Annotated in this window: 15 protein-coding genes; 3 read left to right on the plus strand and 12 right to left on the minus strand. The window is 71.7% G+C overall.

Annotated elements, in window-relative coordinates; translation table 11 throughout:
* The first annotated feature begins 72 nt into the window (after positions 1-72).
* Together ACZ56V_RS04335 and ACZ56V_RS04340 are read left to right on the plus strand one after the other, a co-directional pair.
* Positions 73-1365, plus strand: coding sequence for a 3-oxoacyl-ACP reductase (locus ACZ56V_RS04335; RefSeq protein ID WP_468939053.1), 1293 nt, complete (start codon positions 73-75; stop codon positions 1363-1365).
* On the plus strand, positions 1365-2237 hold the full coding sequence (locus tag ACZ56V_RS04340; RefSeq protein ID WP_468939055.1) for a MaoC family dehydratase: 873 nt from the start codon (positions 1365-1367) through the stop codon (positions 2235-2237). The genes ACZ56V_RS04335 and ACZ56V_RS04340 overlap by 1 nt, the downstream gene beginning before the upstream one ends.
* Here ACZ56V_RS04340 and ACZ56V_RS04345 read toward each other — a convergent pair.
* The 11 genes from ACZ56V_RS04345 to ACZ56V_RS04395 all read right to left on the minus strand — a co-directional run bounded on the left by ACZ56V_RS04345 (position 2222) and on the right by ACZ56V_RS04395 (position 11227).
* Entirely contained in the window at positions 2222-2911 is a 690-nt protein-coding gene (locus tag ACZ56V_RS04345; protein WP_398912155.1) for a TetR/AcrR family transcriptional regulator, read from the minus strand. The two genes, ACZ56V_RS04340 and ACZ56V_RS04345, sit on opposite strands and share 16 nt — an antisense overlap.
* 71 nt (positions 2912-2982) lie before the next feature.
* Complete coding sequence (locus ACZ56V_RS04350; RefSeq protein ID WP_356368124.1) at positions 2983-4305, minus strand: dicarboxylate/amino acid:cation symporter; 1323 nt, start codon at positions 4303-4305, stop codon at positions 2983-2985.
* Positions 4306-4377: 72 nt separating this feature from the next.
* A complete protein-coding gene (locus ACZ56V_RS04355; RefSeq protein ID WP_309546884.1) occupies positions 4378-4479 on the minus strand; it encodes a putative leader peptide in 102 nt (33 codons plus the stop codon).
* 138 nt (positions 4480-4617) lie between these two features.
* Positions 4618-4917: a DUF4229 domain-containing protein gene (locus tag ACZ56V_RS04360; protein WP_076975721.1), complete on the minus strand. Its 300-nt coding sequence runs from the start codon at positions 4915-4917 to the stop codon at positions 4618-4620.
* An 89-nt stretch (positions 4918-5006) separates the two neighbouring features.
* Positions 5007-5531 (minus strand): GNAT family N-acetyltransferase, encoded by a 525-nt coding sequence (locus tag ACZ56V_RS04365; RefSeq protein WP_398912154.1) that lies wholly within the window; start codon positions 5529-5531, stop codon positions 5007-5009.
* A 16-nt stretch (positions 5532-5547) separates the two neighbouring features.
* Positions 5548-6186, minus strand: a complete 639-nt coding sequence (locus tag ACZ56V_RS04370) for a UdgX family uracil-DNA binding protein (RefSeq protein ID WP_398912153.1) — start codon at positions 6184-6186, stop codon at positions 5548-5550.
* Between the two features lie 183 nt (positions 6187-6369).
* Complete coding sequence (mqnE, locus tag ACZ56V_RS04375; protein WP_087789939.1) at positions 6370-7533, minus strand: aminofutalosine synthase MqnE; 1164 nt, start codon at positions 7531-7533, stop codon at positions 6370-6372.
* A gap of 44 nt (positions 7534-7577) precedes the next feature.
* Entirely contained in the window at positions 7578-8036 is a 459-nt protein-coding gene (locus ACZ56V_RS04380) for an Lrp/AsnC family transcriptional regulator (protein WP_007443788.1), read from the minus strand.
* A gap of 67 nt (positions 8037-8103) precedes the next feature.
* A complete protein-coding gene (locus ACZ56V_RS04385) occupies positions 8104-8754 on the minus strand; it encodes a UbiX family flavin prenyltransferase (RefSeq protein ID WP_398912152.1) in 651 nt (216 codons plus the stop codon).
* A gap of 113 nt (positions 8755-8867) precedes the next feature.
* The gene (gene mqnP, locus ACZ56V_RS04390; protein ID WP_468939063.1) at positions 8868-9773 is read right to left on the minus strand and encodes a menaquinone biosynthesis prenyltransferase MqnP; all 906 of its coding nucleotides are present in this window, start codon (positions 9771-9773) and stop codon (positions 8868-8870) included.
* The gene (locus ACZ56V_RS04395) at positions 9770-11227 is read right to left on the minus strand and encodes a menaquinone biosynthesis decarboxylase (protein WP_398912150.1); all 1458 of its coding nucleotides are present in this window, start codon (positions 11225-11227) and stop codon (positions 9770-9772) included. The genes mqnP and ACZ56V_RS04395 overlap by 4 nt, the downstream gene beginning before the upstream one ends.
* 87 nt (positions 11228-11314) lie before the next feature.
* On the opposite strand from ACZ56V_RS04395, the gene ACZ56V_RS04400 reads away from it, so the two are divergent.
* A complete protein-coding gene (locus ACZ56V_RS04400; RefSeq protein WP_398912149.1) occupies positions 11315-11620 on the plus strand; it encodes a PLD nuclease N-terminal domain-containing protein in 306 nt (101 codons plus the stop codon).
* A gap of 219 nt (positions 11621-11839) precedes the next feature.
* Here ACZ56V_RS04400 and ACZ56V_RS04405 read toward each other — a convergent pair whose 3' ends face one another.
* Positions 11840-13618, minus strand: a complete 1779-nt coding sequence (locus tag ACZ56V_RS04405; RefSeq protein ID WP_468939066.1) for a protein kinase domain-containing protein — start codon at positions 13616-13618, stop codon at positions 11840-11842.
* Positions 13619-13621 lie beyond the last annotated feature (3 nt).

Consider the following 13621-nt stretch of genomic DNA (forward strand, 5'->3'; position numbering starts at 1 on the left):
GTAAGCAGTTGTGTGCAGGACCGGCCTCTGGAGGACCTGCTGGACACGTCGCAGTCGTTGGGGAGACAGGACATGGCCGACCGCTATCTCAGCTTCACCGGCACCGCACCCGGCCGTTTCCTCACCCGGAGGCTGGGCCTGCCACAACCCGCCGAGCTGCGGCGGGACGCGCTCGACGGCGGCCTGCTGCACCTCACGGCCGGCACACCGGACCCCGGCCTCGCGCCCGTCCTGGACCGCACGGGCCTGCCCCGGGACGAGGACGGCCGGCCCGCCGCCGTCGTCCTGGACGCCACCGGCGTACGGGACGTCGACACGCTCGCCGAGGTGCACGCCGCACTGCACCCCGTCGTACGGTCCGTCGCCGCGAGCGGCCGCGTGGTGGTGCTCGGCGCCCCGCTCGACCCGGCCGACCACCACCAGGCCGCCGCCCAGCAGGCGTTGGAGGGGTTCACACGCTCGCTCGGCAAGGAGATCGGGCGGGGCAGGACGGTCAACCTCGTACGGCTCACCGACCCGGCACCCGCCGAGTCCACCCTCCGCTTCCTCCTCTCCCCCGCCTCCGCCTACGTCAGCGGCCAGGTGATCGAGGTCGGGACGGAGGGCGAGGGCGCCGCCCCCGACGACTGGGCCCTCCCCCTCGCCGGGCGCACCGCCCTGGTCACCGGCGCCGCACGGGGCATCGGCGCGGCGGTCGCCGAGACGCTGGCCGGGCAGGGCGCCCAGGTCGTCGTCCTGGACGTGCCGCAGGCCGAGGACGCGGCGCGCCGGGCCGCCGAACGCCTCGGCGGCACCGCCCTCGCGCTGGACATCACGGCCGCCGACGCGGGCGAGCGCATCGCCGCCGCGCTGCCCGGCGGGCTCGACATCCTGATCCACAACGCGGGCGTCACCCGCGACCGGCGCCTGGTCAACATGCCCGCCGAACGATGGAGTTCCGTGCTCGACGTCAACCTGGCGAGCGTCCTGCGCACCACGGACGCGCTGCTCGCGGCGGGCGCCGTCAACCGGGGCGGCAGGATCGTGGCGACGGCCTCCATCGCCGGGCTCGCGGGCAACGCGGGCCAGACCAACTACGGCGCGAGCAAGGCGGGGATCGTCGGCCTGGTCCGCTCGCTGGCGCCCCGCGCGCTCGCCGGGCACGGGGTGACGGTGAACGCGGTGGCGCCGGGCTTCATCGAGACGAAGATGACGGCGGCGGTCCCCCTCTTCATCCGCGAGGCCGGGCGCCGCATGAACTCCCTCGCCCAGGGCGGCCTGCCCGTCGACGTCGCCGAGACCACCGCCTGGCTCGCCCACCCGGCCTCCGGCGCCGTCAACGGCCAGGTCGTACGGGTCTGCGGCCAGAGCCTGCTGGGGGCGTGATGACCACCGCGGCCCCGACCACCAGCACCCTGACCGGCGTCCCCGCCCTCGCGCCGCTCCTCGCCCGCGGCGCGCTGCTGTCGCCCCTCAAGCGCCCCCGCCCGGACGCGGACTTCCCCCGCACCCGGCTGGTGCTGCCCGGCCTGCGCGTCGACCTCGCGCGGCTCGCGGCGTACGAGCGGGTGTGCGGGTTCGCGACCGGCGCGGACGCGCTTCCGGTGACGTATCCGCACGTGCTGGGCTTCCCGATGGCCATGCGCCTGATGAGCGCCCGGGACTTCCCGCTGCCCCTGCTCGGGCTCGTCCACACCTCCATCGGCATCACCCGGCGCGCCGCCATGCCCGCCACCGGCGCGTACGAACTCGCCGTGCACGTCGAGGGGCTGGCCCCGCACCGGCGCGGCACCGAGGCGTCGGTGGTCACGGAGCTGCGCGCCGGGGCCGACGTCGTGTGGGAGTCCCGCAGCACCTACCTGGCCCGGCACCGGACCACCGCTCCGGCCGCCGCCGGGGAAACCTCCCCGGAAGACCGGCAGCCCCTCCCCACGCGCGCCGAATGGCGGCTGGCCGGTGACGTCGGACGCCGCTACGCCGCCGCGTCCGGTGACCGCAACCCGATCCACCTGCACCCGCTCACCGCCCGCCTGTTCGGCTTCCCGCGAGCCATCGCGCACGGCATGTGGACCGTGGCCCGGTGCCTCGCCGAGCACGGGACACCGGACGCGGCCGTGGTGCGCGCGGAGTTCCGGGCACCGGTGCTGCTGCCGGGGACGGTGGCGTACGGGGCCGAGGACGGGCGGTTCGAACTGCGCGGCGCCCGCGACGGACGGCTCCACCTGTCCGGCGGGGCCGGGCCCTATCCGGCGGCCTGAGCCACCGGCGCCGGGTCCGGCACCGGGTCCGGCTCCTCCGGCGGGGACCACGGCCGCCCCGTCATCAGGTCGCCCAGGCCCGCCCAGGCGAAGTTCATCAGGGTCGCCGCCGCCTGCTTCGCGGTGACGCCCTCGGTGGCGCCCGCCCAGTCGGCGAGCGACTCCGCGGCGCCGACCAGCGCCTCGGCCAGCCCGGCGACCTCGCCCTCGGGCAGATGCGGGTCCCGGTGCGCGTCCCGTGCCGCGGCGGCGATCAGCTGCGTCACGAACGCGACGATCTCCTCGCGCATCACCGCCACCTCGGCCGCGAACCGCTCCCCGTGCGTACGGGCGTGCAGGTGCAGCACCCGCCAGGCGTCCGGGTGCCGCGCGGTGTGGCTGAAGAACGCCCGCAGCCCCGACCAGAGCTGCCCGTCCGCGGAGAGCCCCGGACGCACACCGGCCCGCACCGCCTCGGTGAGGGCGCGGGCCTCGCGGTTGATGCAGGCGCTGAAGAGGTCGTCCTTCGAGTTCAGGTACAGATACACCAACGGCTTGGACACGCCCGCCAGTTCGGCGATCTCGTCCATCGACGCCGCCATGTACCCGCGCCGCCCGAAGACGCTCACGGCGGCGTCCAGCATCTGCTGCTCACGGACCGCACGCGGCATCCGCTTGGTCTTCCCAGCACCCATGCGAATCAGCGTACGGTCCGTGCGGCGGTGATCAGGACGTCAGCACGGCGCCGACCCCTCGATCACGACGGTCAGGCGGCGACCGGAACCGGCTCCGCGTCCTGCTTCTCCCGCTCGGGCTCGTCGATCGGCGAGGCGTGCGCCTCGTCGTACGCCTTGCGGTCGAGCAGCCCCTCGCGGGCCGAGACGATGACCGGCACGAGGGCTTGGCCCGCGACGTTGGTGGCGGTGCGCATCATGTCCAGGATCGGGTCGATGGCGAGGAGGAGGCCGACGCCCTCCATGGGCAGGCCCAGGGTGGACAGGGTCAGGGTGAGCATGACCGTGGCGCCGGTGAGGCCGGCCGTGGCGGCGGAGCCGACCACCGAGACGAAGGCGATCAGCAGGTAGTCGCCGACGCCGAGCTGGATGTCGAAGATCTGCGCGACGAAGATCGCGGCGATCGCCGGGTAGATCGCGGCGCAGCCGTCCATCTTGGTCGTCGCGCCGAACGGCACGGCGAAGGACGCGTACTCCTTCGGGACGCCGAGGCGCTCGGTGACCTTCTGGGTCAGCGGCATGGTGCCGACCGAGGAGCGGGAGACGAAGGCCAGCTGGATGGCGGGCCAGGCGCCCTTGAAGAACTGGAGCGGGCTGGCCTTGGCGACGGTGGCGAGCAGTGTCGGGTAGACCACGAACATCACGAGGGCGCAGCCGACGTAGATGTCGGCGGTGAAGGTGGCGTACTTGCCGATGAGGTCCCAGCCGTAGGTGGCGATGGCCTTGCCGATGAGGCCCACGGTGCCGAGCGGGGCGAGGCGGATGACCCACCACAGGGCCTTCTGGAGGAGTTCGAGGACCGACTCGCTCAGGTTCAGGATCGGCTGGGCCTTCTCGCCGAGCTGGAGGGCGGCGATACCGGCGACGGCGGCCATGAAGACGATCTGCAGGACGTTCAGCTCGGTGAACGGCGTGATGACGTCGGTCGGCACGATGCCGGTCAGGAAGTCGATCCAGGAACCGGTGTGCTCGGGCTTGGCGCCGTCGGCCGGGGTGAGGCCGGTGCCGGAGCCGGGGTTGGTGACCAGGCCGATGACGAGGCCGATGGCCACCGCGATCAGCGACGTGATCATGAACCAGAGGAGGGTGCGGGACGCCAGGCGGGCGGCGTTGTTGACCTTCCGCAGGTTGGTGATCGAGACGAGGATCGCGAAGAAGACCAGCGGTGCGACGGCGAGCTTCAGCAGGCCGATGAAGGTGTCACCGACCTTCTCCAGGGTGGTGACCAGCCACGATATGTCCTGGCTGCGGGCCAGCCAGCCCAGCAGGACGCCGAGGACGAGGCCGGCGAGTATCTGGGCCCAGAAGGGCACCTTGAGGTACTTCGTAAAAGAAGACGGTGAAGACACGGACATGCTCCGTAGGGGGACGGGACGCGGGATGGGACGCGCTGAGCTGACGTGGGGACGACTGGTGAGGGGGGAACGTCAGGGGCGACAGTTCGCGGACGCGCACCGGCAGAGGTCCACGTGCAGGCGCGCCACGAGCGCGAGGCGCTGTGGTGTGGTGGGCGCGGCTGCTTGCTTCATGCACACGACTTTAACACCCATGCTTTGAGACACTCAAAGCCATACTTTGAGAGGCAGGAGTGCCCTAATGCCCGCAAAACGCAAAGCGCCCCGGTTTCCGATGAATTCGGAAGCCGGGGCGTACGTGTGTGACGGACGTTACGAGGTCTGGCCCTGCGCCCGCGCGGTGTCGTCGGCGCCGTCCTCCTGGCCGCGGTTGGCCTCCAGGTTGGCCTTCATGCGGGTCACCCGACCCGCGACCTGGACCGAGGCACGGTCTCGCTCCTTGCGCAGCGCGACGTAGCTGATGGGGGCGGAGATCAGCAGGGAGAGCAGCAGGATCCACATGCCGTTGGAGTCGCCGAGACCGCGCGGGAAGACTCCGGCGTAGACGAGCCCCCAGACGACTACGAGGCAGCCTGCGAAGATCCCGAGGCGCATCAGCGTGTAGCGGAGCATCTCAATCCACTCTTCCGTTTCTGGCACAAAGAGGCACTGCCCAGTGAAACATGCCGGGCCGTCGATCTTGCAGGGGGGTCGGACGGCGGTCAGCCCAGGGGCAGCAGCATGAAGACGTCGTCCCGGTCGTCGCCGGGCGCGACCCGGATCGCACCGGGGACCCGGCCGACCTCCTTGTAGCCGCAGGACTCGTAGAACCGCTCCAGGCCGAGCCCGCCGCGGCAGGTGAGCCGTATCGCCTCGATGCCGTCGCAGGCGCGGGCGGCGTCCGCGGCGGCGGCCATCAGGTCCCGGCCGTAGCCCCGGCCCTGGTGGCGCGGGTGGACCATGACCGTGTAGAGCCACAGCCAGTGCCGCATCAGGCGGTGGGTGTTGAGGGCGAGGAACGCGGTGGCGGCCAACTGCCCCTCTTCGTCGTGGCCGACGAGCAGGCGGGTGCGCCCTTCGGCCATGCCCGTCATGTGCTTGACCAGCTCGGGGCGGATGTCCTCGCGCGTCACCGGCGGCACGAAGCCCACGGAGCCGCCGGCGTTGGAGACGTCGGTCCACAGGTCGAGGACGCCGTCGCGGAGGTCGGGGGTGACGGCCGGATCGAAAGTGAAAGTAAGGGACACCGGGCCATAGTAGCCATTACCCGAGTGCTCGTGCGGCGGTTTTCAGGTCCGAGACCAGTCCCCGGTAGGCACCCTCGCGGTCGTCGGACCGCAGCACGGCCGACGGGTGCACGGTCGGTACCAGCCGTTCCGGCCGCCCGTGGATCTCCTCCTCCAGCACCGTGCCGCGCACCCGGGTGACCCGGAAGGAGGAGCCGAGCAGCGCCTTCCCGGCCGTGGCGCCCAGCACCACGATCAGCTCGGGCTCCACCTGTGCCAGTTCGGCGGCCAGCCAGGGGCCGCAGGCCGTCATTTCGCGCAGGGTGGGCGCCTTGTGGATACGGCGCTTGCGGGGCTCGGCCCGGGTGAACTTGAAGTGCTTGACGGCGTTGGTGACGTACGCGTCCGCCGGGTCGAGGCCGGCGTCCGCCAGCGCCCGGTCGAGGAGGTGCCCGGCGGGGCCGACGAAGGGCTTGCCCTGCCGGTCCTCCTGGTCGCCGGGCTGCTCACCGACGAGCATGAGGCGGGCGGTCGCCTTGCCGGCGCCGAAGACGGTCTGGGTGGCGTCGCGGTGCAGGGGACAGCCTCGGCAGTCGGCCGCCGCCCGGCGCAGGGCGGGGAGGCCGCCGCGTGTGGGAACGAAGGGTCGTGCGGTGTAGTCGTCCTCGGTGGCCATGGGGGTGCGGGTACCCGCCGTGGACGGTTCGGATCCGATGCCGGGTGCGGGTGGTCTGTGGCTGGTCGCGCAGTTCCCCGCGCCCCTTTCAGGGGCGCGCAGTGCACGCACCTCAAGGGGCGCGGGGAACTGCGCGACCAGCCCCCACCGGCCCGCACCCGGCGAACAACCGAACCGCCCGTGTCAGACCCGCATCGGCTGCGGCGACTCCCGCCGCGCCGGGTCGGGACCCTCGTACTCCCGGAGGATCTCGTACCGCGTGTTCCGCTCGACCGGCCGGAACCCGGCGTCGCGGATGAGGTCCAGCAGATCCTCACGCGTCAGCTTGTTCGGCGTGCCGAAGTCGTCCGCGTCGTGCGTGATCTTGTACTCGACGACCGAGCCGTCCATGTCGTCCGCACCGTGCTGGAGGGCCAGCTGGGCCGTCTGGACGCCGTGCATGACCCAGAAGACCTTGACGTGCGGGACGTTGTCGAAGAGGAGACGCGAGACGGCGAAGGTCTTCAGGGCCTCCGCACCGGTCGCCATCTGCGTACGCGCCTGGAGGCGGTTCCTGACCTTGCCGTCCTTCATGTCCACGAAGTCGTGCTGGTAGCGCAGCGGGATGAAGACCTGGAAGCCGCCCGTCTCGTCCTGCAGCTCACGCAGGCGCAGCACGTGGTCCACGCGGTGGCGGGGCTCCTCGATGTGACCGTAGAGCATGGTGCACGGGGTCTTCAGGCCCTTCTCGTGGGCCAGGCGGTGGATGCGGGACCAGTCCTCCCAGTGGGTGCGGTGGTCGACGATGTGCTGCCGCACCTCCCAGTCGAAGATCTCCGCGCCGCCGCCGGTGAGGGACTCCAGGCCGGCGTCGATCAGCTCGTCCAGGATGTCGGAGGCGGACATCCCGGAGATGGTCTCGAAGTGGTGGATCTCGGTGGCCGTGAACGCCTTCAGCGAGACGTCCGGCAGCGCGGCCTTCAGTTCGCGCAGCGAGCGCGGGTAGTAGCGCCACGGCAGGTTCGGATGCAGGCCGTTGACGATGTGCAGCTCGGTGAGGTTCTCACCCTCCATCGCCTTGGCGAGCTTCACCGCCTCCTCGATGCGCATCGTGTACGCGTCCTTCTCCCCCGGCTTGCGCTGGAAGGAGCAGTACGCGCAGGAGGCGGTGCACACGTTGGTCATGTTGAGGTGGCGGTTGACGTTGAAGTGGACGACGTCGCCGTTCTTCCGCGTCCGCACCTCGTGCGCGAGGCCGCCGAGCCAGGCGAGATCGTCCGACTCGTACAGCGCGATGCCGTCCTCGCGGGTCAGCCGCTCACCGGAGCGGACCTTCTGCTCCAGCTCGCGCTTGAGCCCGGCGTCCATGCGATACCTCTTTCTGAGACAGACGGGTCAACCGTACGCCCCGGCTACTGGACCTCTTCCGGCAGCTCGCCCACCCGGTTCTCCCACTTGGTGGAGAGAACGATGGTGGTACGGGTCCGGGACACGCCCTTGGTGCCCGACAGCCGCCGGATGATGCTCTCCAGGCCGTCCACGTCGGCGGCGCGCACCTTCAGCATGTAGGAGTCGTCGCCGGCGATGAACCAGCAGTCCTCGATCTCCCGCAGCTCCTTGAGGCGCTGGGCCACGTCCTCGTGGTCGGCGGCGTCGGAGAGCGAGACGCCGATCAGGGCGGTGACGCCGAGGCCGAGCGAGGCAGCGTCCACGGTGGCCCGGTAGCCGGTGATGACACCGGCCGCCTCCAGCCGGTTGATGCGGTCGGTGACGCTGGGTCCGGAGAGTCCGACCAGGCGCCCCAGCTCCGCGTAGGAGGCCCGGCCGTTCTCCCTCAGGGCCTGGATGAGCTGCCTGTCCACCGCGTCCATGCGATCGAAGCCTTCCACTGAAGAATTCTGAAGATGTGGGTAACAAACGTGTGGGGGGAGGTGGTGCTCAGGTGGTGGGGCGGGCCCCGCCGAGGTCACCGCGCCAGCGGCGGTAGAGGTCGTGCCCGACGCCCGCCGCGTCGAGGACGCGTCCGGCGACGAAGTCCACCAGGTCCTGGATGTGCGTCGCCCCCGCGTAGAAGGCCGGGGAGGCGGGCACCACGCTCGCGCCGGCGTCGTCCAGGGTCACCAGGTGCCGCAGCGTCCGGCCGTCCAGGGGGGTCTCCCGTACGGCGACGACCAGCCTGCGGCGCTCCTTGAGGGTCACGCTCGCGGCGCGCTGGAGCAGGTCCTTCGACAGCCCGAGCGCGACACCGGCCACGCAGGCCGTCGACGCGGGCACGATCAGCATGCCCTTCGTCGCGTACGACCCCGAGGACGGCCCGGCCGCGAGGTCGCCCGCGCTCCAGTGCCGTACGCCCGAGACGTCCGCGTCGAAGGTGTCCGGTTTTCCGTCGGCTCCGCGGGCCAGCCATTCGCGCAGGTCCTGCTGCCAGTGGGCGTCGCGGAAGGGGATGCCGGTCTCGTCGAGCAGGGTGAGCCGCGAGGCCCGGCTGACCACCAGGTCGACGCTCTCGCCGGCGGCGAGCAGCGCACGCAGCACGGCGGCGGCGTACGGGGTGCCGGACGCCCCGGACACCCCCACGATCCAAGGCACGCGCTGCGAATCTCCTGGGTTCACATCTTGAGCCTACCGGTGGACGGGGCAGTCCTCAGGACCGGTCCGCCGCCTCGGGATCGGCGGGGAGCCGAAGCGTGTCGGCACCGTGCTCAGACGCTCAGGCCCCGCACGAGCAGATCCAGCAGGGCGCACACGAACAGGGCGATGCCGATGAAGCCGTTGACCGAGAAGAACGCCCTGTTGAGGCGGGACAGGTCGGTGGGGCGCACGATGGTGTGCTCGTAGAGGAACGCGCCCGCGACGATCAGCAGACCGAGCCAGAAGAAGACACCGGCGTCGGTGGCGACGGCGTACCAGGCGAACAGGGCGGTGGTGACGGTGTGGCAGGCGCGGGCGCCCCAGATCGCGGCCGGGACGCCGAAGCGGGCCGGGACGGACTTCACGCCGACCTGCCGGTCGGTCTCGACGTCCTGGCAGGCGTAGATCAGGTCGAAGCCGCCGATCCAGATGCCGACCGCGAGGCCGAGGATCACGGCCTCCCAGGACCACTCGCCGCTGATCGCCAGCCAGCCGCCGACGGGGCCCATGGCCTGGGCGAGGCCGAGGATGGCCTGCGGGAAGTTCGTGAACCGCTTGCCGTACGGGTAGACCACCATCGGGATCACCGCGATGGGGGCCAGGGCCAGACAGAGGGGGTTGAGCAGGGCCGCCGCGCCGAGGAAGACGACCAGGGCGATCAGCGCGCCGGTCCAGGCGTGCTTGACCGACATGGCACCGGTGACCAGTTCGCGGTGGGCGGTGCGCGGGTTGCGGGCGTCGATCTCGCGGTCGATGATCCGGTTGACCGCCATCGCGAAGGTGCGCAGGCCCACCATGGCGACGGTGACGAGGAGCAGCCGGCCCCAGTGGATGTTCTCGTCCCACAGGTACATCGCGGTCAGCGCGGCGATGTAGGCGAAGGGCAGCGCGAACACCGAGTGCTCGATCATCACCAGGCGCAGGAACGCCTTGGTGCGCCCCGGCTGCTGCGGCAGGGCGGCGGAAGCCGACGTCACAGTCCGTACTCCTTCCAGCGGCGGTCGACCTTCGCCGCCGTCTCCGGGTCGGACAGCACCATGTCCGGCCACCCCCCGTCGCGCGTGTACCCCTCCTCGGGCAGCTTCTTCGTGGCGTCGATGCCCGCCTTGCCGCCCCAGAACTGCTGGTAGGAGGCGTGGTCGAGGTGGTCGACCGGGCCTTCCACGACGGTGAGGTCACGGGCGTAGTCGGTGTTGCCGAGCGCCCGCCAGGCGACCTCGTGCAGGTCGTGGACGTCGCAGTCGGAGTCGACGACCACGATCAGCTTGGTCAGGGACATCATGTGCGCGCCCCAGATGGCGTGCATCACCTTCTGGGCGTGCTTGGGGTACTTCTTGTCGATCGAGACGATCGCGCAGTTGTGGAAGCCGCCGGCCTCGGGGAGGTGGTAGTCCACGATGTCCGGGACGATGATCTTGAGGAGCGGGAGGAAGAAGCGTTCCGTGGCCTTCCCCAGCGGGCCGTCCTCCGTCGGGGGGCGGCCGACCACGATCGACTGGAGCAGCGGGCGCTTCCGCATCGTCACGCAGTCGATCTTCAGGGCGGGGAAGGGCTCCTGCGGGGTGTAGAAACCGGTGTGGTCGCCGAAGGGGCCCTCGGGGAGCATCTCGCCGGGCTCCAGCCAGCCCTCGATGACGACCTCCGCCTGCGCCGGGACCTGGAGCGGGACCGTCTTGCAGTCGACCATCTCGATGCGCTTGCCCTGGAGGAAACCGGCGAACAGGTACTCGTCGATGTCACCGGGGAGGGGCGCGGTGGAGGCGTACGTCACGGCGGGCGGGCAGCCGAAGGCGATGGCGACCGGCAGCCGCTCACCGCGACGGGCGGCCACCTGGTAGTGGTTGCGGCTGTCCTTGTGGATCTGCCAGTGCATGCCGATGGTGCGCTTGTCGTGGCGCTGGAGCCGGTACAGACCCAGGTTCCGGATGCCCGTGTCCGGGTCCTTGGTGTGGGTCAGGCCCAGGTTGAAGAAGGAACCGCCGTCGTCCGGCCAGGTGAAGAGGGCGGGGAGCCGGTCCAGGTCCACGTCGTCGCCGGTGAGGACGACCTCCTGGACGGGGGCGCTGCCCGGCTTCACCTTCTTCGGCGGTACGTGCGTCATCGTGCCGAGCTTCCCGAAGGCCTCGCGCACGCCGACGAAGCCCTGGGGCAGCTCGGGACGGAGCAGTCCGCCGATCTTGTCCGAGATGTCGGAGTACGACTTGAGGCCGAGGGCCTTGAGCAGGCGGCGGTCGGTGCCGAAGACGTTCATCGCGAGGGGCATGTCGGAGCCCTTCACGTTCTCGAAGAGCAGCGCCGGGCCGCCCGCCTTGTTCACCCGGTCGACGATCTCCCCGACCTCCAGGTACGGATCCACCTCGGCCTTGATGCGCTTGAGGTCGCCCTCGCGCTCCAGCGCCCTGAGCAGGGAGCGAAGATCGTCGTAAGCCATGCGGTCCAGTATCCCCGAGCGGCTACCCTGGCCCTGTACCTGGGGGCCCTGACACGTCCCCACCCCTCGCTTGAGCTGGAGAGGCCCATGCTCCGGGTGCTGATGTTCCTCGTGCCACTGGCACTGAGCGTCTACGCGTTCATCGACTGCATCAGCACGAAGGACGCCGACATCCGCCACATGCCCAAGCCGCTGTGGGCGATCCTCGTGCTGCTCTTCCCGCTGGTCGGCTCGATCTCCTGGATCATCGCCGGAAAGAAGCGGCAGCCCGCCGGCTCCTCGCCCTGGCAGGGCGGCGGGCGGCGGCAGTGGGTGGCGCCGGACGACAACCCCGACTTCCTGAAGTCCCTGGAGAAGGACGACGAGAAGGACAAGGACGGGGACAAGGACTAGGGCCTGTCGTTTGGATCATGCCGGTGTCGCGGGGCGTGACACGCGCATCTGCGGCGTTGTCGTCGGTTGCCAGGGCTCCGCCCTGTCGCCCTCCTCCGCCTTGCAGCTGCACGCACCACGCCCCGCTCGGCTGGGCTGAAAGCGCAGTAACTCTCAGCCGACCTGATCCAAACGACAGGCCCTAGGACGCGGAACGCGGGTGACTTCCCGTCAGCCGCATCACGCGAGCTTCGCGACCCGGGCCGGGCTCAGTGCCCGGTCGAAGGCCCGTACGTCGCGGATGGCGCCGGGGAAGAAGTCGCGGGGCTGCCCGTCGAAGGAGGCCCGCCCGATGATGAAGGCGCCGGTGGCGGGCGCGGGGCCGGTGTCCTCGACGACCGCCTCCTCGACACCGTTGACGTACAGGCGCAGCTTGCGGACGCGGCCGTCGCAGACGCCGGTCAGGTGGGTCCAGACCTGCGCGGCGGGAGCGGTACGGCCGACGGCGCGCAGGCCGGGGCGGGAGAAGGCCCAGCCCTGGTCCTCGCTGGAGTACTGGAGGTAGAAGCCGCTGGCGTCGGCGCTGTCCTGGCTGACGGCGGTGGCGAAGGTGCCCGGCAGGACGGAGAGGCGGACCCAGGCGGCGACGGTGAAGCTGCGGCCCGCGCCGGTCTGCAGCACCGGGCCGTCGGTCACGATCTGGCTGCCGGTCCCGTCGAAGGCGGCGCCTTCCCCCGCGCCCTGCCAGGCGACGCCGGTCACGGTGCCGTCGTGGCCGCCCGCGGTGTCCCGCGCGACCTGGCCGGAGGCCTCGTCGAGGGGCCACAGCCCGACCGGTCCCGGGGGCGGCGGCGACGCGGAGGAGGGCGACGGCGAGGGTGCGGCACCGTCCGGCGCGCCCGACGCGTCCGAGGCCGCCGGGCGGTTGAGCCAGAACCCGGTCCCGACACCGAGGGCGGCGAGCGCGCCCGCGCCGGACAGCAGGAAGGCCCGGCGACCGCGGCGGCCGCCGTCCCCGGTCGCCGTCGGGCGTACGTCCGCCGGTGCGGGCGTCGCCGCGTGCGCGGGCGGACGGGTGGGGTCGACGCGGGTCCGCGCATGCGTCGGGGGCGCGGCGGGCGGCGGGACGATCCGGGTGGGCACGGCGTCCGCGCGGGTCGGACGGACGGCCGGCGTCCACTGCTGGGCGTGCGGCAGGGCCGTCGCGCTCTCGCCGCCCAGCGGGCCGATGCGGGCGAGGATCTCGCGCGGGGCGGGCCGGTGGGCCGGGTCCTTGGCGAGGCAGTCGGCGATCAGGGAACGCAGCGCCGGGTCGGCGACGGCGTCCACGTCCGGGGCGTTGTGCACCACGCGGTAGAGCAGCGCGGGCGTCGGTCCGGCGCCGAAGGGGTTGGCGCCGGTCGCCGCGAAGGCCAGCACCGCGCCCAGGCAGAACACGTCGCTGGCCCAGGTGACCTCGTCCCCGTTGACCTGCTCCGGGGACATGAAGCCCGGGGAGCCCGCCATGTGCCCGGTGCCGGTGAGGGAGTCGGCGTCGACGCTGCGCACGATGCCGAAGTCGATGACGCGCGGCCCGTCCTCGGCGAGCAGCACGTTGGAGGGCTTGAGGTCGCGGTGGACGAGGTGCGCGGCGTGGATGGACACCAGCGCCTCGGCCAGCCCGGCGGCCAGTGTGAGCACCGCCTGCGGTTCGAACGGCCCCCGCTCGGCCACCGCCTGCTCCAGGGACGGTCCGGCGATGTAGCTGGTGACCAGCCAGGGCAGCGGCGCGTCCGGGTCGGCGTCGACGACCGGGGCGGTGAAGGCGCCGCTGACCATCCGGGCCGCCTGGACCTCGCGTCGGAAGCGGTCGCGGAACTCAGGCCGGCGCAGCAGTTCGGCGTGCACCACCTTGACCGCGACGAGCCGGCCTCCCGGGGACCGGCCGAGGAAGACCCGGCCCATGCCGCCCACACCCAGCCGGCTCAGCAGCCGGTACTCCCCGACGGAGCGCGGGTCGTCCGGCTCCAGCGCTGACACAGA

The organism is Streptomyces sp. NPDC034099, assembly GCF_055575415.1.